Here is a 17,790-nt window from a genome sequence, read left to right as displayed (position 1 = left end):
TGTGGCGTACTCCATCCGCCGCCAAGGCCCTGATCAGCGGCTCGCCCCGGCAGTGCGCAGGGACCGCTCGGGTTGCTCAGGACCCGGCCGGCCCCGCTGTCTCACCGAGCACATGGAGCTGGGTGGCCACGGAGTGGAACGCGGGCAGTTCGGCCGCAGCGGCCTCCAGCTTCAGCAGGGCGTCGAGGGCGCCGGTTTCGGTGTCCACCAGGACTCCGGGCACGAGGTCGGCGAAGACGCGCACGCCGTGCACGGCGCCGACCGCCAGGCCCGCGCCCTCGACCAGCGCGGTGAGCTGCTCGGCGGTGAAGCGGCGCGGCATCGGGTCGCCGGTGCCCCAGCGCCCGTCGGGGTCCTCCAGAGCCTGCTTGGCCTCCGTGAAGTGGCCCGCGAGGGCGCGGGCGAGCACGGCGCCGCCGAGACCGGTGGCGAGCAGGCTGAGGACACCCTCCGAGCGCAGGGCGGCCACGGCGTTGCGGACGCTCTCGGCCGGGTCGTCCACGTACTCCAGGACGCCGTGGCACAGCACGGCGTCGTAGCCGCCGCGCTCGACCACGTCGAACAGGCCGTGGGCGTCGCCCTGGACGCCCTTGACCCGGTCGGCGACGCCGGCCTCGGCGGCGCGGCGCTCCAGCGCGAACAGGGCGTTCGGGCTGGGGTCGACCACGGTGACGCGGTGGCCGAGGCCGGCGAGCGGCACGGCGAAGTTGCCGCTGCCGCCTCCGGTGTCGAGCACGTCCAGCGACTCCCGTCCCGTGGCCTTGACCCGACGGTCGAGGGCGTCCTGGAGGACCTCCCAGACCACGGCGGTACGGAGAGAGGCGCGCGAAAGAGAGGAGTCGGAGCGCAGCGACGCCGTTTGAGGGCGGTGGTGGGAGACGGGCGGGCGCATCGGGTCCGACACGGCAGTTGACTCCTCGGCAGGACGGAAGCTCTTCAGGCGACCTCCACCCTATTGCTCCGATACCTGCCTGGTCACCTCGGCATCACCTCGCTCTCACCTCGGCTCCGGGCTCTGCTCGGTCAGCCCGCGTCCGGCAGGTCTCCTCGGGCTCTCGAGCCGGGCGGCGCGCCGGTCTCGCCGGTGTCCTGGCGGGGCTGGGGCAGGACCGGCTGGAGGACCAGCATCCGCTCGACGATGCGGAGGAACATCGCCGCGTCCCGTATCAGGTCGTCGGCGTCCCGCTGCCGGGCGGCACCCTGGATGCCCGCCTCGGCGCGGGCGCGGCGGGCGGCGCCGGAGGCGAACAGCGCGCTCCACTCGGTCAGCTCGGGGGCGATCTCGGGGAGCAGTTCCCAGGCGCTGCGGATGCGGGCCCGGCGGCGCGGTGAGGTCTCGGGGCGGGCACGGGCGGCGAGTACGGCGGCGGCGGTGCGCAGGGCGGCGAGGTGGGCCGTCGCGTAGCGCTCGTTCGGAGTTTCCAGGGTGGCGGCCTCGTCCAGTGCGGCCCGGGCCTGGGCGAGCAGGTCGAGGGCGGCCGGCGGGGCCGTGGTCCGGCGCAGCACGGGGTGCACATCGCTCGCCGGGCCGGTCAGTGAGGGGGCAGGGCCGGTGGCGCGGCGCCGCTGGGGAGCGGCTGCGGACGAGCTGGCCATGACGAACCTCCTGTCGTCTGGGTGACGGCACAGGTGCCGTATGTGCTCATCGTGCGGTATGCCACTGACAATCCGTTCTGACCTGCGGTTTTGCCTCGATCGTAGGTTCGGGCGTATTTTTGCACTGACCAGTCAGTTCAAATGTTCAGTTCGCATACTGCTCAACCACAGGGGGGGTTGTGGACGGCGTGCACGTCACGGCCGAGGGTCTGGGGCTCAAGGGGCCCCGGGGGTGGGCCTTCCGGGGCATCACCTTCGACGCGGAGCCCGGCTCGCTGATCGCGATCGAGGGACCGTCCGGGTCGGGCCGCACCTGCCTGCTGCTGGCCCTGACCGGGCGGATGAAGGCCACCGAGGGAACGGCGGCCGTCGGCGAGGCCCGGCTGCCGAAGCGGTTGGCGGCGGTGCGGCGCGTGGCCGCCGTGGCCAACGTGACCGGTCTCACCGATCTGGAGCCGGCCCTGACCGTCGGCGAGCACCTGCGCGAACGAGCTCTGCTCCAGCGCCGGTTCGGCGACTCCCTGCGCGAACTGCTGCGGCCCCGCCCGGAGCGCGCGCACGAGGCGCGGCTGCGGGCGGATGCCGCGCTGGCCGCCGCCGGACTCGACCTGGAGACGCTCCCCAAGGGCTCCCGGACCGCCGTACGGGACCTGGAGCGGCTGGAGGCGCTGCGGCTGTCCGTCGCCCTGGCCCTCATCGGCCGGCCCCAGGTGCTCGGTGTGGACGACACCGACCTGAAGCTCTCGGCGGCCGAACAGGCGGAGGCCTGGGCCCTGTTGCGCTCCCTCACGCGCGCGGGCACGACGGTGCTGGCCGTGTGCCGCACCGCCCCCGAGGACTGCCTCACCGTGTCCACGGCACCCGAGGCCGAGCCGGCGAACGAGCCGGACGAGAAGCAGACCGAACAGCAGACAGAACAGCAGACCGAGGGGGAGGAGAAGACCGATGCGCTCGCCGAGGCTGGCCGCGCTTGAGTTGAGGCGGTTCGGGCGGGGGAAGCTGCCGCGCGCCGCCCTGGTCGCGCTGCTCGTGCTGCCCCTGCTCTACGGCGCCCTGTACCTGTGGTCGTTCTGGGACCCGTACGGCCGTCTGGACCGCATCCCGGTGGCCCTGGTGAACGACGACAAGGGCGCGACCGCGGGCGGGAAGAAGGTCACGGCGGGCGACGACATCGTCAAGGGGCTGCTCGACAGCCGCACTTTCGAGTGGCACGAGGTGAGCGACGCCGAGGCCCGCCGGGGCGTCGAGGACGGCACGTACTACCTGTCGCTGACCATGCCCACCGACTTCAGCGAGCGCATCGCCTCCAGTTCCGGCGACTCCCCGGAGACCGGCGCGCTCCAGGTGCGCACGAACGACGCGAACAACTACATCGTCGGCCAGATCTCCCGGACGGTCTTCAAGGAGGTCCGCTCGGCCGCGTCCACCAAGGCGTCCCGGACCTTCCTGGACCGGATCTTCGTCTCCTTCTCCAGCATCCACGACAAGACCGTGACGGCGGCCGAGGGCGCCGACACGCTCACGGGCGGCCTCGGGAAGGCGGAGAAGGGCTCCAAGGACCTCGCCGACGGCCTGAAGGACGCCAAGAGCGGCAGCGGCAGGCTGGCCAAGGGGCTGAAGAAGCTCAACAAGGGCGCGAACAGCCTGGAGGACGGCTCGCGGCGCGTCGCGGACGGCACGCAGACCCTGGCCGACAACGTCAACGGCGTCTACGAGAAGGCCGGTCCGTACCTGAAGGACAACGAGAAGACCATCGGGGACACGACCCAGCTGGTCGCCGACTCGGCCAAGACCGTCAAGGACAACCTCGACACACTGGTGAAGCTCGCGCCGGGCGCGGCCAAGACCGCCCACGCCTCCTCCGCCGTCCTGGACGACGTCTACCGGGCGCGCTGCGAGAAGGCCGTGATCCCCGACCCCGTCTGCCCCGACCTCAAGCGCGCCAGGACTGCCGCCGACGAGGTGGCCACCGTCGCCGACGACCTCAACACCCTGATCGCCGACCAGGACGGCGACCTGAAGACGATGCGGGACAACCTCGGCACACTCCAGAAGCAGGCCCAGGCCCTCGCCGACCAGGCACCGCACCTCCACGAGGACGTGGCCGACGCGGTCAAGCGGATCAACACCCTCAACAGCGGTGCGCACAAGGTCGCCGCGGGCGCGAAGAAGCTGCACTCCGGGCTCGGCACGGCCAAGACCGGCGCGAGCGCGCTGGACAAGGGCGTCGGTACGGCCGCGTCGGGCGCCGAGACCCTGAACGGCGGGATGTACAAGCTGGTCGACGGCTCCGGGAAGCTCGCCGGCGGACTGCACGCCGGTGCGAAGAAGATCCCCGACTACGACCGGCAGGACCGCGACCGGCACACCGGCGTGATGGCGGACCCGGTCCAACTGGCCGCCCACGACCTGCACAAGGCGCCGAACTACGGCACCGGGTTCGCCCCGTACTTCATCCCGCTGTCCCTGTGGGTCGGCGCGATGGTGGCCTACATGCTGATCGCGCCGCTCAACCGGCGGGCCCTGGCGGCCGGTTCGCCGGCCTGGCGGATCGCGCTGGCGGGCTGGCTGCCGGTGGTCGCGGTGGGCGTGCTGCAGACGGTCGCGCTGATGTCCGTGCTGCACTGGGCGATCGGCCTGGAGATGGCGCGGGCGGCCGGCACGGTCGGCTTCCTGTTCCTCGTCACCGCCTGCTTCGCGGCGCTCGTGCAGTGGCTGAACGCCCGCTTCGGCGCGGCGGGGCGGATCCTCGTCCTGGCCTTGCTGATGCTCCAGCTGACCTCGGCGGGCGGCACGTACCCCGTGCAGACCAGCCCGGGCTTCTTCAACGCCATCCACCCGTACCTGCCGATGAGCTACATCGTGGCCGCGCTGCGCCGGCTGATCACGGGTGGCGGGCTCGGCCCCGTGTGGCAGGCGTGCGCCGTGCTGGCCGCGTTCACGGCGGGAGCCCTCGCGCTGACCGCGCTGGCGGCCCGGCGCCGCCAGGTGTGGACCCTGGACCGTCTGCACCCGGAGCTGAGCCTGTGATCCCCCAAAAGCCCCCGCACGCGCTCGTACCTGTGACAATCGGGGCCATGGAAAGCAGCAGCGCCACGTCCGGCGTCAGCACGCGCCGCGAGGCCACCCGGCAGAAGCTCTACGAGGCGGCCGTCACGCTCATCGCGGAACAGGGATTCTCCGCCACCACGGTGGACGAGATCGCCGAGCGGGCCGGGGTCGCGAAGGGCACGGTCTACTACAACTTCGCGAGCAAGTCGGTCCTCTTCGAGGAGCTGCTACGGCACGGCGTGGGCCTGCTCACCGCCTCCCTGCGGGAGGCGGCGGAGGGGACGGCACGCGCGGGCGGCAGCAAGGTCGACGCCCTGGACGCGATGGTCCGCGCGGGCCTGGTCTTCATCGACCGCTACCCGGCCTTCACGCAGCTGTACGTGGCCGAGCTGTGGCGCACCAACCGCGCCTGGCAGTCCACGCTGATGGTGGTGCGGCAGGAGGCCGTCGCCGTGGTCGAGGGCGTGCTGCGCGAGGGCGTGGCGGCGGGCGAGTTCAGCGACGAGATCGACATCCAGCTGACGGCGGCGGCGCTGGTCGGCATGGTCCTGGTGGCGGCCCTGGACTGGAAGTCCTTCCAGCCGGAGCGCTCCCTGGACGACGTGCACGCGGCCCTGTCCCGGCTGCTCCAGGGCCGGGTCAGCGGAAAGGGCTGAGCAAGGCCCGCAGACAGACGGAAGAGGCGCCGGTCCCCGCTCGGACCGGCGCCTCCCCGCATGGACCCCCGTGGCGGTCGTCCCCCGGGTCCCCCGTGTCTCGCTTCCGCCGGCGGACCGGCGGAAGGAGCGGCGAGGAGGCGGGCGCCGTTCCGCCGCCCCGTGCCGGCGGTGCCGGGCCGCGCCCTTGCCGTGTCCCTACTCTCCCGTTCGCGCGGGCGGCGTCCCATCCGCGCGCGTACTCATCTCGGTGCCTGAGTACGCGTACTCAGGCATACGCGCGCGGTGTCACGGGCGCCCTGACGGGGCGCGTGCCGGATTGTCAGTGGCGGTCGATAAAGTCGCAGGCATGGCACGGATTGCGGTGATCGGCGCCGGGATGGGCGCGATGGCGGCGGCTGCCCGGCTGGCCGTCGCGGGCCACCGGGTGACGGTGTACGAGCGTACGGAGACGTACGGCGGTGCGGTACGCCGTTTCGAGCGGGACGGCTTCGCCTTCGACACCGGCCCGGGGCTGCTGTCGCTGCCCGCGGTCTACCGCGATCTGTTCCTCAAGACCGGCAAGGAGCCGCTGGAGGACTGCGTCGAGCTGGTCCAGGTCGACCCGTCCTCGCGGCACGTCTTCGCGGACGGCACCCAGGTGTCGCTGCCGAACGCCTCGCGCGCGGGTGTCGTCGCGGCGCTGGACGAGGCGCTGGGTGCGGGGGCCGGGCAGCGCTGGGGCGACTTCCTGGTGCGCGCCCGCGAGGCCTGGGACCGCACGCGCCGACCGCTGCTGGAGGAGCCCCTGTGGCCGAACTGGCAGGTGCTGGCGGAGCAGGAGCCGTATCCGGCCGTCCCGCACAAGCGTCTGCTGCGCACCCGGCGGGCGAGCACGGCGGCCGAGATCGGCGCGTGGGAGCTGCGCGACGAGCGGCTGGCGGCCCTCCTGGAGAGCCAGGTGCTCGCGTACGGCCTCGATCCGCGGACCGCGCCCGCGAGCGCGGCCGTGCTGCCGTACATGGAGCACGCCTTCGGCACCTGGTACGTCCGCGGCGGCATCCGGGAGCTGGCCCGCGCGGTGTACGAGCGGTGCCTGAAGCGGAAGGTCGAGTTCGTCTTCGGCGCCGAGGTCACGGCGATCGTGGAGAAGGACGGCCGGGCCGCGGGGGTGGAGCTGGCCGACCGGGCGGTGCGGGAGGCGGACTTCGTAGTCGCCGGTGTCACCCCGGACGCCTTGGGCCGCTTCATCACGGGCACAGCGGTACGGGGCGCCGACGAGGTCGCACCGCAGCGCGGAGGGCCGAGCCGACTGTCGGTGCTGCTGGCGCTACGCGGGGAGCGGCCGGACGGCGTGACGCACCGGACAGTGGTACACGCGGAAGACCGCGCGAGCGAGCTGGACCTGCTGTTCGGCAGCCCCGACGGGATGGTGGCACGCCCCACCGTCACGGTGCTTCGGCCCGGCGACCCGGCACTGGTCCCGGACGCCAACCACGAGTCGGTCGTCCTGGTCTCGACGGTCCCCTCGCAGCTCCAGGAGGAGGGCTGGGTCGAACGGGAGGTCTTCGACCGGCACGCCGAGGACATGATCACGGTCGCCGAGCGGGCCATACCCGGCCTGCGGGACCGCCTCCTATGGAAGGAGCTGCGCACCCCTGCCGCCGTTGCGGCGGCTACAGGAGCGGTGGGCGGCGCAATCCCAGCCCCCGCGCTGGCGGCCGGCGAGGGACGCCTGTTGCATCCCGGCAGCACCACAGCACTGCCCGGTCTGTTCACGGTCGGCGGCTGGTCCCACCCCGGCGGTGGTCTCCCCCACGCCGGTATGTCGGGGGCGCTGGTGGCCGGGCTGATCGTGGAGGGGCCGGAGTTCCGCGGCTCCCAGTGAGCGCGGCCGGGCCTCAGTAGCGGTACTGCTCGTCGTACCCGGTGCCGGGCTGCTGCGGCTGCTGCCCGTGGCCCTGGTACGGGTACGGCTGCTCCTGCGGGAGCGCTCCGCCGTAGGCCTCGTCGTTGCGCTGCTGCGGGACCCAGACCCCGCCTGCCGGGGTCTCGCCGTAGCCGCCGGTGGCGTACGGGTCCTGGGTGTAGCCCTGCTGGCCGTACTGCTGCTGGCCGTAGCCCGCCTGGTCGTACGAGGTGCCGCCGTAGGACTGGGTGCCGATGTACGGATCGGAGTAGTTCGCGTAGCTCTGCTGGCCGCCGCCGGTGTCGTAGCCGTAGCCCTGCTGGGCGTAGCCCGAGTAGTCGTAGGCGTAGTTCTGGTCGGCGGCCTGGGGCTGGGGCTGCTGCTGGGCGGCGCCCGCGTACGTGTCGCCGTAGACGCCGTAGGAGCCGGTGTCCTCGGGGAGGGGCTGGGGCGCGTAGACGGAGGTGGTCTCGGCGGCGGCCTCCGGGGGCCGGGCCGGGGTGAAGACGTCGTCGCGGTCGTAGTCGTCTTCGTAGTCGCCGGGGCCGTGGACGCGGTCGTCGCGCTCCGCCTCGGGGCCGTAGTCGTCCTCGGCGCCCTCGTCGGAGACGTCGAAGTCCGGGTCGCGGCGGTCCGCCTTGCCGCGGCGGCGCTTGCTGCCGCGGCCCTCGGCCTCGGGCCGCTTGACCGCCCAGCCGTCGGCGAAGCCGCGGCGGAAGGACAGCGTGACGTAGGTCTGGCCGATTGCGAACGCGATCGCGCCCACGCCGATGACGACGACGGACGGCATCAGCACGCCGAGCACGACGCCGAGGAAGCCGACGAAGGCCAGCAGCCGCCAGCGCAGCCGCGCCTTGTACTGCAGCAGGACCTCGCCGAGCAACCACAGTGCGACGACGCCGAACGCGATGTAGAGGACCGTCCAGCCCATGTACGCCCCTCTCCCAGTGGCCGCTACGAAGTGTGTCGTATCGCGGTGCGGCCGGTCTAGGCCTGCGGGAGGTGGTGCAGGCCCAGGTTCTCGTAGATTTCCAGCGGTGCCGTGGAGTTGTTGAGCGTGATGAAGTGCAGACCGGGCACTCCCTCGGCCAGCAGCCGTGCACAGAACTCCGTGGCGAACTCGATACCGATGGAGCGTACCGCCGCCGGATCGTCCTTCGCTGTGAGGATCCGCTCTTTCAGGACGTCAGGGAAATATGCATTGCTGAGTTTGGGCAAACGTTCCAACATCTTCACGCTGGTGACAGGCAGGACCTCCGGAATGACCGGGGTGTCGCAGCCCGCGGCCACGACGCGGTCACGCAGACGCAGATACGACTCCGGCTGGAAGAACATCTGCGTGATCGCGTAGTCGGCGCCCGCGCGGCACTTGTCCACGAAGTGGGCGACGTCGGTGTCCCAGTCGTCGGAGCGCGGGTGCATCTCCGGGAACGCGGCGACACCGACGCAGAAGTCGCCCGACTCCTTGATCAGGCGGACGAGTTCGGCCGCGTACGTCAGACCCCTGGGATGCGGGACCCACTCGCCCATCGGGTCGCCGGGCGGGTCGCCGCGCACGGCGAGCATGTTGCGGATACCGGCGTCGGCGTACTGGCCGATGATGTTGCGCAGCTCGGCGATGGAGTGGTCGACGGCGGTGAGGTGGGCGACCGGGGTGAGCGTGGTGTCGGCGACGATCTGCTGGGTCTCCTTGACCGTGCCCGCGCGGGTGGAGCCGCCGGCGCCGTAGGTCACGGAGACGAAGTCGGGAGCGACCGCCTCGACCCGCCGGAGGGCGCTCCACAGGTTCCGCTCGCCCTTGGGGGTCTTCGGTGCCGAGAACTCGAACGAGTACGTCGTTTTGCCGCTGGCGAGTATCTCACGCACGGTGCGTGCGCGATCAGTCCTGGTGGAGGAGGTTCCGAGGGCCATACCCGCAGGTTAGCCAGGGGTGGGCGGTCCCCCAACCAGACACCGGAGATTTGCCCGAATTGCCGCTTTATCGTCCACCCCTTGGACAAAAACCCGGACAGCGGCCCCTGCGGGCGGGCGCTACGCCTCCCGCAGCCGCTTGGCGAACTCCGCCGCGGCGGCGCCCGGGTCGTCCGCCTCGGTGAGCGCGCGGACCACGACCACCCGGCGGGCACCGGCGTCCAGCACCTCGTCCAGGTTGCCGAGGTCGATGCCGCCGATGGCGAACCAGGGGCGGTCGGTGCCCAGGGACGCCGTGTACCGGACCAGGTCGAGGCCGGGGGCGTGGCGGCCGGGCTTGGTCGGGGTGGGCCAGCACGGGCCGGTGCAGAAGTAGTCCACGCCCTCCTGGACGGCAGCCGCCGCGGCCTCGGACTCGGCGTGCGTGGAGCGGCCGATCAGGACCTCGTCGCCGAGGATCGCGCGGGCCGCGGGGACCGGCAGGTCGCCCTGGCCGAGATGGAGCACGCCGGCGCCGGCCGCGTGGGCGACGTCGGCCCGATCGTTGACCGCGAGCAGCTTGCCGTGCCGGGCACAGGCGTCCGCGAACACCTTGAGGTGCTCCAGCTCCTCGCCGGCCTCCATGCCCTTGTCGCGCAGCTGCACGATGTCGACACCGCCGGCCAGGACCGCGTCCAGGAACTCGGCGAGGTCGCCCTGGCGCCTGCGGGCGTCCGTGCAGAGGTAGAGGCGGGCGTCGGCGAGCCTGCCGCGGGCGGTGTCGGACATGCGTGGGTCCCCCCGTCGTCGGTGTCATCGGTGGGCGAGCGGGTGGCGTACCGGCCAGAGCCCGTACGCCACCCCTGGTGCGGGTCGGTTCAGACGGCGAGCGCCTGGGCGCGGCGCTTCACCTCCGTGCCGCGATTCTCGCTCAAGGCCTGCGCGGGCGTGCCGGGCAGGGTCGGGTCGGGGGTGAAGAGCCACTCGATCATCTCTTCGACCGTGAAGCCGTCGTCCCTCAGGAGCGTCAGGGTCCCGGACAGGCCCTTGACGACCTTGTCCCCGTCGATGAAGGCGGCGGGGACGTGCAGCGCCCGGTTCTCGCCACGGCGTACGGCGATGAGCTGGCCCTCCTTGACCAGCTGCCGCACACGTGTCACCTCGACGCCGAACTGTTCGGCGATGTCGGGGAGGGTGAGCCAGGCGGGGACGAGAGCATCAATCTTTGCGTCAATCTCGGTCACGGGGATAAGCCTGCCATCCCCCACTGACACTCGGAAGCGGAGGCGCTCCGCTCGGGGGTGCCGTTATGGGCCGTTTGTCGTCTACGGCGCCGTTGCGGCCCGGCGCGCCCACGCGGCGGAGCCGCATATCGACACAGCCCCACGCCCCTTGGGTCGGCTGTCCCCCCGGGCTCCGATCAGTCAACCGTGGAGTCCTTCAGGGGCCGAGTCGGGTCGGCCAATGCCTCCGGGTCCATGCGCCTGCCTGCATCGATCAAGCGGCGGCCCTGGGCCAGGTCGCGGGGGCGGCCGACTGCGAGCAGGGCGATCAGGCGGTTCTCCCGGAGCCAGCAGACCGTCCAGGCCGGGCCCGTCGGGTCGCCGCGCCAGACCATGCGGTCGGCACCGGCGTAGTGGCCGGCGTACTGGACGAAGCGGCCGAACTGCTCGGACCAGAAGTACGGCACCGGGTCGTAGACCGAGGTCGTCTCGCCGAGGATGTTCGCGGCGACCGTGCGCGGGCCCTGGAGGGCGTTGTCCCAGTGGTGGACGAGGAGCCGCTCGCCGTAGCGGGCCGACGGGAAGGAGGCGCAGTCGCCGACGGCGTACACGTCCGCCGCGGAGGTGTGCAGGTGGTCGTCGGCCACGACCTCGCCGTGGGCGCCCAGCTCGATCCCGGAACCGGCCAGCCAGCCGGTGGCGGGGCGGGCGCCGATACCGACCACGACGGCGTCCGCGGGCAGCCGGGTGCCGTCGGCGAGCACGACCGCACCGGGCTCGATGCGGTCCACGCGCGCGTGGGTGCGCAGTTCCGCGCCCGCGTCGGCGTACCAGGCGGCCATCGGCGCCGCGACCTCGGCGGGCAGGGCGCCCGCGAGCGGCCGGTCGGCGGCCTCCACGACGGTCACCGCGCAGCCGGCCTCGCGGGCGGCGGTGGCGAACTCGGCGCCGATCCAGCCGGCGCCGACGACCACGATGTCGTGCTGCCGGGCCAGCACCGGCCGCAGCCGCTCCGCGTCGTCCAGAGTGCGCAGCAGGTGTACGCCGGGGACGCCCTCGGTGCCGGGCAGGGTGATCGGTTCGGCGCCGGTGGCCAGGACCAGGACGTCGTACGGGACGGGTCCGGCCTCGGTGTCCAGTTCGTGCTCGGCGGGGCGCACGCCCAGCACCTCGCAGCCCAGCCGCAGTTCGACGCCGAGCGAGTCGAAGTCGACCTCGAAGGCGGAGCCCTCGGCCTTGCCGAGCAGCACGGCCTTGGACAACGGCGGCCGGTCGTACGGCTGGTGGGGTTCGGCGCCGAGCACGGTCACGGCGCCCTTGAAGCCCTGTTCCCGCAGCGCGACCGCGGTCTGCACCCCGGCCATGCCCGCGCCGACGACGACCACGCGCCGCCCCTGCGACATGCCCTTCGGCGTGCCCTGTGACGTGCCCTCTTGCGGTGTCTCCTCGCTCACCAGATCACCATAGACAACTGACGGAACGTCGGTCAGCGGGTGCGGCCGGTGAACTGCTCCACACGCGGGCCGCGCGGAGGCTCCCTTACAAGGGCGCAGCCCCGCGGGCTAGGGTGGCCCCCGTACAAGCACTCGCGGGAGCCCGGCGCACCGGGCTGAGAGGGAGGCTGGCGGCCTCCGACCGTACGAACCTGATCCGGGTCATGCCGGCGAAGGGAGGGGCTGGACGCCCATGTCGTCACGTACGTCCGACGTCCTCGTCATCGGGGGCGGAATCATCGGCCTGGTCACGGCCTGGCGCGCCGCGCAACGCGGGCTCGCCACGGCCGTGCTGGACCCCGAGCCCGGTGGCGGGGCCGCGCGGGTCGCGGCCGGAATGCTGGCCGCGGTCACCGAACTGCACTACGGCGAGGAGACCCTGCTCGCCCTGAACCTGGAGTCCGCCCGCCGCTATCCGGACTTCGCGGCCGAGCTGACCGAGCTGACCGGCCACGACCTCGGCTATCGCCGCTGCGGCACCCTCGCGGTCGCGCTCGACGCCGACGACCGCGCCCACCTGCGCGAACTGCACGCCCTCCAGCAGCGCTGCGGCCTGGAGTCGGAGTGGCTGTCCGGGCGGGACTGCCGGCGCCTGGAGCCCATGCTCGCGCCCGGGGTGCGCGGCGGGCTGCGGGTCGACGGCGACCACCAGATCGACCCGCGCCGGCTGGCGGCGGCCCTGGTGGCCGCGTGCGAGCGCACCGGGGTGGTGTTCCACCGCGCGTGGGCCGAGCGGCTGGACGTCGCCGGGGGCCGGGCCGTCGGCGTCACCACCGCGGACGGCACCGAGCTGCGCGCGGACCAGGTGGTGCTCGCGGCCGGAAGCCTGAGCGGAAGGCTCCGGGGCGTGCCGCAGGAGCTGCTGCCGCCGGTGCGGCCGGTGAAGGGGCAGGTGCTGCGGCTGACCGTCCCCCGCCACTGCGCGCCGTTCCTGAGCCGCACCGTGCGGGCCGTGGTGCGCGGCAGCCATGTCTACCTGGTGCCCCGGGAGAACGGCGAGCTGGTCGTCGGCGCCACCAGCGAGGAGCTGGGCTGGGACACGACGGTCACCGCGGGGGGCGTGTACGAGCTGCTGCGCGACGCGCACGAGCTGGTCCCCGGGATCACCGAGCTCCCGCTCACCGAGACCCGGGCCGGGCTGCGCCCCGGCTCCCCCGACAACGCACCGCTGCTGGGCCCGTCCGGTCTGCCGGGCCTGCTGCTGGCCACCGGGCACTACCGCAACGGCGTGCTGCTCACGCCGGTCACCGGGGACGTGATGGCCCAGGTGCTGGCCGGCGGCGAGCTGCCCGAGGAGGCCCGCCCGTTCACGCCGAGGCGCTTCGGCGCCGTACTCATGGAGCAGCCCGCATGAACATCTCCGTCAACGGGGAGCGCCGGGAGATCACCCCGGGCACCGCTCTCGACACCCTCGTACGGTCCCTCACGCCCGCGCCCTCCGGCGTGGCCGCCGCCCTCAACGAAACCGTCGTCCCGCGCGCGCAGTGGTCCGCCACGGCCCTCTCCGAGGGTGACCGCGTGGAAGTCCTCACCGCCGTACAAGGAGGCTGACCCATGGCCGACGATGTCCTCGTCCTCGGCGGTACGAGCTACTCGTCCCGGCTGATCATGGGCACCGGCGGAGCGCCGAGCCTCGACGTGCTGGAGCGGGCGCTGATCGCCTCCGGCACGGAGCTGACCACGGTGGCGATGCGGCGGGTCAATCCCGAGGTGCACGGCTCGGTGCTGTCGGTGCTGGAGAAGCTGGGCATCCGGGTGCTGCCGAACACGGCGGGCTGTTTCACCGCCGGGGAGGCGGTGCTGACCGCCCGGCTGGCCCGGGAGGCGCTGGGCACGGACCTGATCAAGCTGGAGGTCATCGCCGACGAGCGGACGCTGCTGCCGGATCCGGTGGAGCTGCTGGAGGCGGCGGAGACGTTGGTCGACGACGGGTTCACGGTGCTGCCGTACACGAACGACGACCCGGTGCTCGCGCGGAAGCTGGAGGACGTGGGCTGCGCGGCGGTCATGCCGCTGGGCTCGCCGATCGGATCCGGGCTCGGCATCCGCAACCCGCACAACTTCCAGCTGATCGTGGAGCGGGCGGGGGTGCCGGTGATTCTGGACGCGGGGGCCGGTACGGCGTCCGACGTGGCGCTGGCGATGGAGCTGGGGTGTGCGGGGGTGATGCTCGCGTCGGCGGTGACGCGGGCTCAGGAGCCGGAGCTGATGGCTGCCGCCATGAAGCACGGGGTGCAGGCGGGGCGGATGGCTCGGCTGGCCGGGCGGATTCCCCGTCGGCACTTCGCGGAGGCGTCGTCTCCGGCGGAGGGCCTGGCCGTACTTGATCCCGAGCGACCTGCGTTCTGACCCGGCGCTGCCGTTCTGTGTTCATCTCCCACCCGCGCACCACCCGTTGGCGAGTCGTGGGGGAAGCGTCACAGGTCGGCTTCAGTACTGGGCCTGGAGGGCATGGACCCGCGGCGGTGTCGGTGTGTCCTCGTAGACTCGCCTGCGTGGATACGACCCTTCAGGACCCCCTCGTCGGGCAGGTGCTCGACGGCCGTTATCGCGTCGACGCGCGGATCGCGGTCGGCGGGATGGCCACGGTCTACCAGGCCCTGGACACCCGCCTCGACCGCGTCCTCGCGCTGAAGGTGATGCACCCGACACTCGCGGCCGACGCGGGCTTCGTCGAGCGGTTCATACGGGAGGCGAAGTCGGTCGCACGGCTCGCCCACCCCAACGTGGTGCAGGTCTTCGACCAGGGCACCGACGGGTCGTACGTCTACCTGGCGATGGAGTACGTCGCCGGGTGCACCCTGCGGGACGTGCTGCGCGAGCGCGGGGCGCTCCAGCCCCGGGCCGCGCTGGACATCCTCGAACCGGTGCTCGCCGCGCTCGGTGGCGCGCACCGGGCCGGGTTCGTGCACCGGGACATGAAGCCCGAGAACGTGCTGATAGGGGACGACGGTCGGGTCAAGGTCGCCGACTTCGGGCTGGTGCGGTCCGTGGACACCGTGACCAGCACGACCGGCACCGTCCTGGGCACCGTCGCCTACCTCGCGCCCGAGCAGATCGAGCAGGGCACCGCCGACCCCCGCGTCGACGTGTACGCGTGCGGTGTCGTCCTCTACGAGATGCTGACCGGTGAGAAGCCGCACCCCGGCGACTCCCCCGCACAGGTGCTCTACCGGCACATCAACGAGGACGTGCCCCCGCCCTCGGCGCTCGTGCCGGGGCTGCCGTACGAGCTGGACGAGCTGGTCGCCACGGCGACCGCGCGCACCCCGGACGTCCGGCCGGCCGATGCGGTGGCGCTGCTCGCGCAGGCCCGCGAGGCCCGTGCGGGGCTCACCGACGAGCAGTTGGACGCCCTGCCGCCGCAGGCGCTGTCCGCCGAGCGCGGCATAGCCGAGGACCGTACGAGCGTGATCCCTCGTTCGCTGACCGTGCCCCGCCCGCTGCCCGTCAACGAGGACGAGGACGAGAACCCCGCCCAGGCGGTCGTGCACCACACCAGCCGGCTCCAGTCCCCGCCCGTGCCGCCCCGGCGCATGCCCCAGCGGCTGCTGGTGACGGTGATCGCCGCCGTACTGTTGGTGTTCGGCGTCGGCGCCGGGGTCTGGTACATCAACTCCGGCCAGTTCACGAAGGTGCCGCCGCTGCTGTCGAAGACCGAGGCGCAGGCCAGGGACCGGCTGAAGCAGGCCGGGCTCGACGTCGGGAAGGTCGAGAAGAAGTACGACGACACGGTCCCGCGCGGCCAGGTGATCAGCACCGACCCCGCGCCCAGCACCCGGATCCGGGACAACGACTCGGTGACGCTGGTCGTCTCGCTCGGCCCGGAGACGGTGAACGTGCCCAACCTCGCGGGGCAGCCGCTGGACAAGGCGCGCGCCCGGCTGAAGGCGGACGGGCTGGAGCCGGGCATGGTCACCCAGGAGTTCAGCGACGACGTCGACCGGGGTTCCGTGATCGGTACGACCCCGCAGGCCGGCACCAAGCGGCACGCGGGCTCGGCGATCGCGCTCGTGGTCAGCAAGGGCAGCCCGATCGACGTGCCGGACGTCACCGGCAACGACCTGGACAGCGCCCGGCAGACGCTGACCGATGCGGGGCTGAAGGTGAAGATCGCCGTCGAGCAGGTCAACTCCGAGTACGACAAGGGCAAGGTGGCCCGGCAGTCCCCGGGCGACGGCAGCCAGGCCGCCGAGGGCGACACGGTGACGCTGACGATCTCCAAGGGCCCCGAGATGGTCGAGGTGCCGGACGTGGTCGGGTCGAGTGTCGACGACGCGCACAAGACGCTGGAGGCCGCGGGCTTCAAGGTCGACGAGGACCGCGGGATTCTCGGGCTGTTCGGCGACACCGTGAAGAAGCAGTCGGTGGACGGCGGCGAGCAGGCGCCCAAGGGGTCGACCATCACGATCACCATCCGCTGACCTGGCGACTTCCCCGGCGTGACACCCTGAACGGGTGAGTCAGAAGCAGTCGTCCCTGCCCCAGTGCGTCCAGTCCGCCTCCCCCTCCCTCCTTCGCAATCCCGTCGGCGGGCACGTCCCGGTGGCCGGCGGCCTGCACTCCGTGGGGATGTCGTACGCCCGTGATCTGAAGGCCGAGACCGTGCAGGTCTTCGTCGCCAACCCGCGCGGCTGGGCGACCCCGGCCGGGAATCCGCGGCAGGACGAGGCGTTCCGGGCGGCGTGCGCCGAGGAGTCGATCCCGGCGTATGTGCACGCGCCCTACCTGATCAACTTCGGCTCGCACACCGAGGCGACGGTGGAGCGGTCCGTGGAGTCGCTCCGGCACTCGCTGCGGCGCGGGCGGGAGATCGGCGCGCTCGGCGTGGTCGTGCACACGGGCAGCGCGACCGGCGGGCGGACGCGGGAGGTGGCGCTGCGGCAGGTGCGCGAGCGGCTCCTTCCGCTGCTGGACGAACTGACCCACGACGACGACCCGTTCCTGCTGCTGGAGTCGACCGCCGGCCAGGGCTTCTCCCTCTGCTCGCGCACCTGGGACTTCGGGCCGTACTTCGAGGCGCTGGACGCCCACCCGAAGCTGGGCGTGTGCCTGGACACCTGCCACATCTTCGCCGCCGGGCACGACCTGACCGGGCCGAGCGGTATGCACCAGACCCTGGATCTGCTGGTGGACACGGTCGGCGAGGGACGGCTGAAGCTGATCCACGCCAACGACTCCAAGGACGTGGTGGGCGCGCACAAGGACCGGCACGAGAACATCGGCGCCGGTCACATCGGCGAGGACCCTTTCCGCATGCTCATGAGCCATCCGGCGACCGCGGGCGTGCCGTTGATCATCGAGACGCCCGGCGGCAAGGAGGGGCATGCGGCGGACGTGGAGCGGCTGAAGAAACTGCGTGATCTTTAACCCTGGCGGAATACCCCTGGGGGGTATACGGTTCCGGTGAGTCGAAGGAACCGTCACTCGCCGCAGGGGATTCCATGGAGCACACCGGCCACAGCCACCAGGAGCACGCGGGCCACCACGGTCACGCAGAGCACCACGCGCACCACGGCCACGCCGGCCACGCCGGACACACCGGCTCGGTCAGCTGGTCGATGGCCGCGCAGGCCACCCTGCACTGCCTCACCGGCTGCGCCATCGGCGAGGTGCTCGGCATGGTCATCGCCACGGCACTCGGCTGGGGCAACCTGGCGTCGACCGTGCTGGCGATCGTCCTGGCCTTCTTCTTCGGCTACTCGCTCACCCTGCGCGGTGTACTGAAGGCCGGCGTCGACTTCCGTACGGCGTTCCGGGTGGCGCTGGCCGCGGACACCCTCTCCATCGCCGTGATGGAGCTGATCGACAACGGCGTGATCATGGTCTGGCCGTCCGCGATGGACGCGATGCTGAGCGACGCGCTGTTCTGGATCTCGATGGCGGTCTCGCTCGTGCTCGCCTTCACAGTGACCACCCCGGTCAACAAGTGGACGATCGCGCGCGGCAAGGGCCACGCGGTGGTGCACCAGTACCACCACTGACCGCCACGC

17 protein-coding genes and 1 riboswitch are annotated in these 17,790 nt (G+C 72.3%); of the genes, 10 read left to right on the top strand and 7 right to left on the bottom strand.

Features of this window, described 5'->3' with window-relative positions; genetic code table 11:
- Window positions 1-76: 76 nt before the first annotated feature.
- Entirely contained in the window at window positions 77-904 is an 828-nt protein-coding gene (locus tag ACWD3E_RS05435; protein ID WP_451386194.1) for a methyltransferase, read from the bottom strand.
- 119 nt (window positions 905-1,023) lie between these two features.
- The gene (locus ACWD3E_RS05430) at window positions 1,024-1,596 is read right to left on the bottom strand and encodes an SAV_6107 family HEPN domain-containing protein (RefSeq protein WP_451386193.1); all 573 of its coding nucleotides are present in this window, start codon (window positions 1,594-1,596) and stop codon (window positions 1,024-1,026) included.
- A 179-nt stretch (window positions 1,597-1,775) separates the two neighbouring features.
- On the opposite strand from ACWD3E_RS05430, the gene ACWD3E_RS05425 reads away from it, so the two are divergent.
- From ACWD3E_RS05425 to ACWD3E_RS05410, 4 genes are all read left to right on the top strand, one after another.
- Window positions 1,776-2,570: an ATP-binding cassette domain-containing protein gene (locus ACWD3E_RS05425; RefSeq protein WP_451386192.1), complete on the top strand. Its 795-nt coding sequence runs from the start codon at window positions 1,776-1,778 to the stop codon at window positions 2,568-2,570.
- On the top strand, window positions 2,542-4,626 hold the full coding sequence (locus ACWD3E_RS05420) for a YhgE/Pip family protein (protein ID WP_451386191.1): 2,085 nt from the start codon (window positions 2,542-2,544) through the stop codon (window positions 4,624-4,626). The genes ACWD3E_RS05425 and ACWD3E_RS05420 overlap by 29 nt, the downstream gene beginning before the upstream one ends.
- A 47-nt stretch (window positions 4,627-4,673) precedes the next feature.
- Complete coding sequence (locus tag ACWD3E_RS05415; RefSeq protein WP_451351625.1) at window positions 4,674-5,303, top strand: TetR/AcrR family transcriptional regulator; 630 nt, start codon at window positions 4,674-4,676, stop codon at window positions 5,301-5,303.
- A 349-nt stretch (window positions 5,304-5,652) separates the two neighbouring features.
- Window positions 5,653-7,170, top strand: a complete 1,518-nt coding sequence (locus tag ACWD3E_RS05410; protein WP_451386190.1) for a phytoene desaturase family protein — start codon at window positions 5,653-5,655, stop codon at window positions 7,168-7,170.
- Window positions 7,171-7,183: 13 nt separating this feature from the next.
- Here the strand turns inward: ACWD3E_RS05410 and ACWD3E_RS05405 are convergent, their stop codons facing one another.
- The 5 genes from ACWD3E_RS05405 to ACWD3E_RS05385 all read right to left on the bottom strand — a co-directional run bounded on the left by ACWD3E_RS05405 (window position 7,184) and on the right by ACWD3E_RS05385 (window position 11,707).
- Window positions 7,184-8,122 (bottom strand): SCO2102 family sporulation regulator, encoded by a 939-nt coding sequence (locus ACWD3E_RS05405; RefSeq protein WP_451386189.1) that lies wholly within the window; start codon window positions 8,120-8,122, stop codon window positions 7,184-7,186.
- Between the two features lie 56 nt (window positions 8,123-8,178).
- Window positions 8,179-9,102 (bottom strand): methylenetetrahydrofolate reductase [NAD(P)H], encoded by a 924-nt coding sequence (metF, locus tag ACWD3E_RS05400; protein ID WP_451386188.1) that lies wholly within the window; start codon window positions 9,100-9,102, stop codon window positions 8,179-8,181.
- A gap of 120 nt (window positions 9,103-9,222) precedes the next feature.
- Window positions 9,223-9,870 (bottom strand): thiamine phosphate synthase, encoded by a 648-nt coding sequence (gene thiE, locus ACWD3E_RS05395; protein ID WP_451386187.1) that lies wholly within the window; start codon window positions 9,868-9,870, stop codon window positions 9,223-9,225.
- Between the two features lie 89 nt (window positions 9,871-9,959).
- Window positions 9,960-10,325, bottom strand: a complete 366-nt coding sequence (locus ACWD3E_RS05390; protein WP_061919720.1) for an Rv2175c family DNA-binding protein — start codon at window positions 10,323-10,325, stop codon at window positions 9,960-9,962.
- Window positions 10,326-10,501: 176 nt separating this feature from the next.
- Window positions 10,502-11,707 carry an NAD(P)/FAD-dependent oxidoreductase gene (locus tag ACWD3E_RS05385; protein ID WP_451386500.1) on the bottom strand — a complete coding sequence of 402 codons (1,206 nt, stop codon included), beginning with the start codon at window positions 11,705-11,707 and terminating at the stop codon, window positions 10,502-10,504.
- 175 nt (window positions 11,708-11,882) lie between these two features.
- A riboswitch (TPP riboswitch) is annotated at window positions 11,883-11,993 on the top strand.
- Between ACWD3E_RS05385 and thiO the strand changes: the two genes are divergently transcribed.
- From thiO to ACWD3E_RS05355, 6 genes are all read left to right on the top strand, one after another.
- On the top strand, window positions 11,991-13,151 hold the full coding sequence (gene thiO / locus ACWD3E_RS05380; protein WP_451386186.1) for a glycine oxidase ThiO: 1,161 nt from the start codon (window positions 11,991-11,993) through the stop codon (window positions 13,149-13,151). Its footprint overlaps the riboswitch before it by 3 nt.
- Window positions 13,148-13,348, top strand: coding sequence for a sulfur carrier protein ThiS (thiS, locus tag ACWD3E_RS05375; RefSeq protein ID WP_451386185.1), 201 nt, complete (start codon window positions 13,148-13,150; stop codon window positions 13,346-13,348). Before thiO ends, thiS begins: the two co-directional genes overlap by 4 nt.
- Window positions 13,349-13,351: 3 nt before the next feature.
- Window positions 13,352-14,146, top strand: a complete 795-nt coding sequence (locus tag ACWD3E_RS05370; protein ID WP_451386184.1) for a thiazole synthase — start codon at window positions 13,352-13,354, stop codon at window positions 14,144-14,146.
- Window positions 14,147-14,292: 146 nt separating this feature from the next.
- Complete coding sequence (pknB, locus tag ACWD3E_RS05365) at window positions 14,293-16,221, top strand: Stk1 family PASTA domain-containing Ser/Thr kinase (RefSeq protein ID WP_451386183.1); 1,929 nt, start codon at window positions 14,293-14,295, stop codon at window positions 16,219-16,221.
- A 34-nt stretch (window positions 16,222-16,255) separates the two neighbouring features.
- Window positions 16,256-17,167 carry a deoxyribonuclease IV gene (locus ACWD3E_RS05360; RefSeq protein ID WP_451386182.1) on the top strand — a complete coding sequence of 304 codons (912 nt, stop codon included), beginning with the start codon at window positions 16,256-16,258 and terminating at the stop codon, window positions 17,165-17,167.
- A 74-nt stretch (window positions 17,168-17,241) separates the two neighbouring features.
- On the top strand, window positions 17,242-17,781 hold the full coding sequence (locus ACWD3E_RS05355; RefSeq protein WP_451386181.1) for a DUF4396 domain-containing protein: 540 nt from the start codon (window positions 17,242-17,244) through the stop codon (window positions 17,779-17,781).
- The last annotated feature ends 9 nt before the right edge of the window (window positions 17,782-17,790 follow it).

It is taken from the genome of Streptomyces sp. NPDC002676, from assembly GCF_053592455.1.
Note: the sequence above shows the minus strand (reverse complement) of the source record. Positions and strands in the feature narration are given on the sequence as shown.

What these genes read in the sequence shown, in the direction of transcription:
- ACWD3E_RS05430 (WP_451386193.1), bottom strand. Translation starts at nt 1,596, where the DNA reads ATGGCCAGCTCGTCCGCAGCCGCTCCCCAGCGGCGCCGCGCCACCGGC.
- ACWD3E_RS05420 (WP_451386191.1), top strand. Translation starts at nt 2,542, where the DNA reads ATGCGCTCGCCGAGGCTGGCCGCGCTTGAGTTGAGGCGGTTCGGGCGG.
- ACWD3E_RS05415 (WP_451351625.1), top strand. Translation starts at nt 4,674, where the DNA reads ATGGAAAGCAGCAGCGCCACGTCCGGCGTCAGCACGCGCCGCGAGGCC.
- ACWD3E_RS05410 (WP_451386190.1), top strand. Translation starts at nt 5,653, where the DNA reads ATGGCACGGATTGCGGTGATCGGCGCCGGGATGGGCGCGATGGCGGCG.
- ACWD3E_RS05405 (WP_451386189.1), bottom strand. Translation starts at nt 8,122, where the DNA reads ATGGGCTGGACGGTCCTCTACATCGCGTTCGGCGTCGTCGCACTGTGG.
- metF (WP_451386188.1), bottom strand. Translation starts at nt 9,102, where the DNA reads ATGGCCCTCGGAACCTCCTCCACCAGGACTGATCGCGCACGCACCGTG.
- thiE (WP_451386187.1), bottom strand. Translation starts at nt 9,870, where the DNA reads ATGTCCGACACCGCCCGCGGCAGGCTCGCCGACGCCCGCCTCTACCTC.
- ACWD3E_RS05385 (WP_451386500.1), bottom strand. Translation starts at nt 11,707, where the DNA reads ATGTCGCAGGGGCGGCGCGTGGTCGTCGTCGGCGCGGGCATGGCCGGG.
- thiO (WP_451386186.1), top strand. Translation starts at nt 11,991, where the DNA reads ATGTCGTCACGTACGTCCGACGTCCTCGTCATCGGGGGCGGAATCATC.
- thiS (WP_451386185.1), top strand. Translation starts at nt 13,148, where the DNA reads ATGAACATCTCCGTCAACGGGGAGCGCCGGGAGATCACCCCGGGCACC.
- ACWD3E_RS05370 (WP_451386184.1), top strand. Translation starts at nt 13,352, where the DNA reads ATGGCCGACGATGTCCTCGTCCTCGGCGGTACGAGCTACTCGTCCCGG.
- ACWD3E_RS05355 (WP_451386181.1), top strand. Translation starts at nt 17,242, where the DNA reads ATGGAGCACACCGGCCACAGCCACCAGGAGCACGCGGGCCACCACGGT.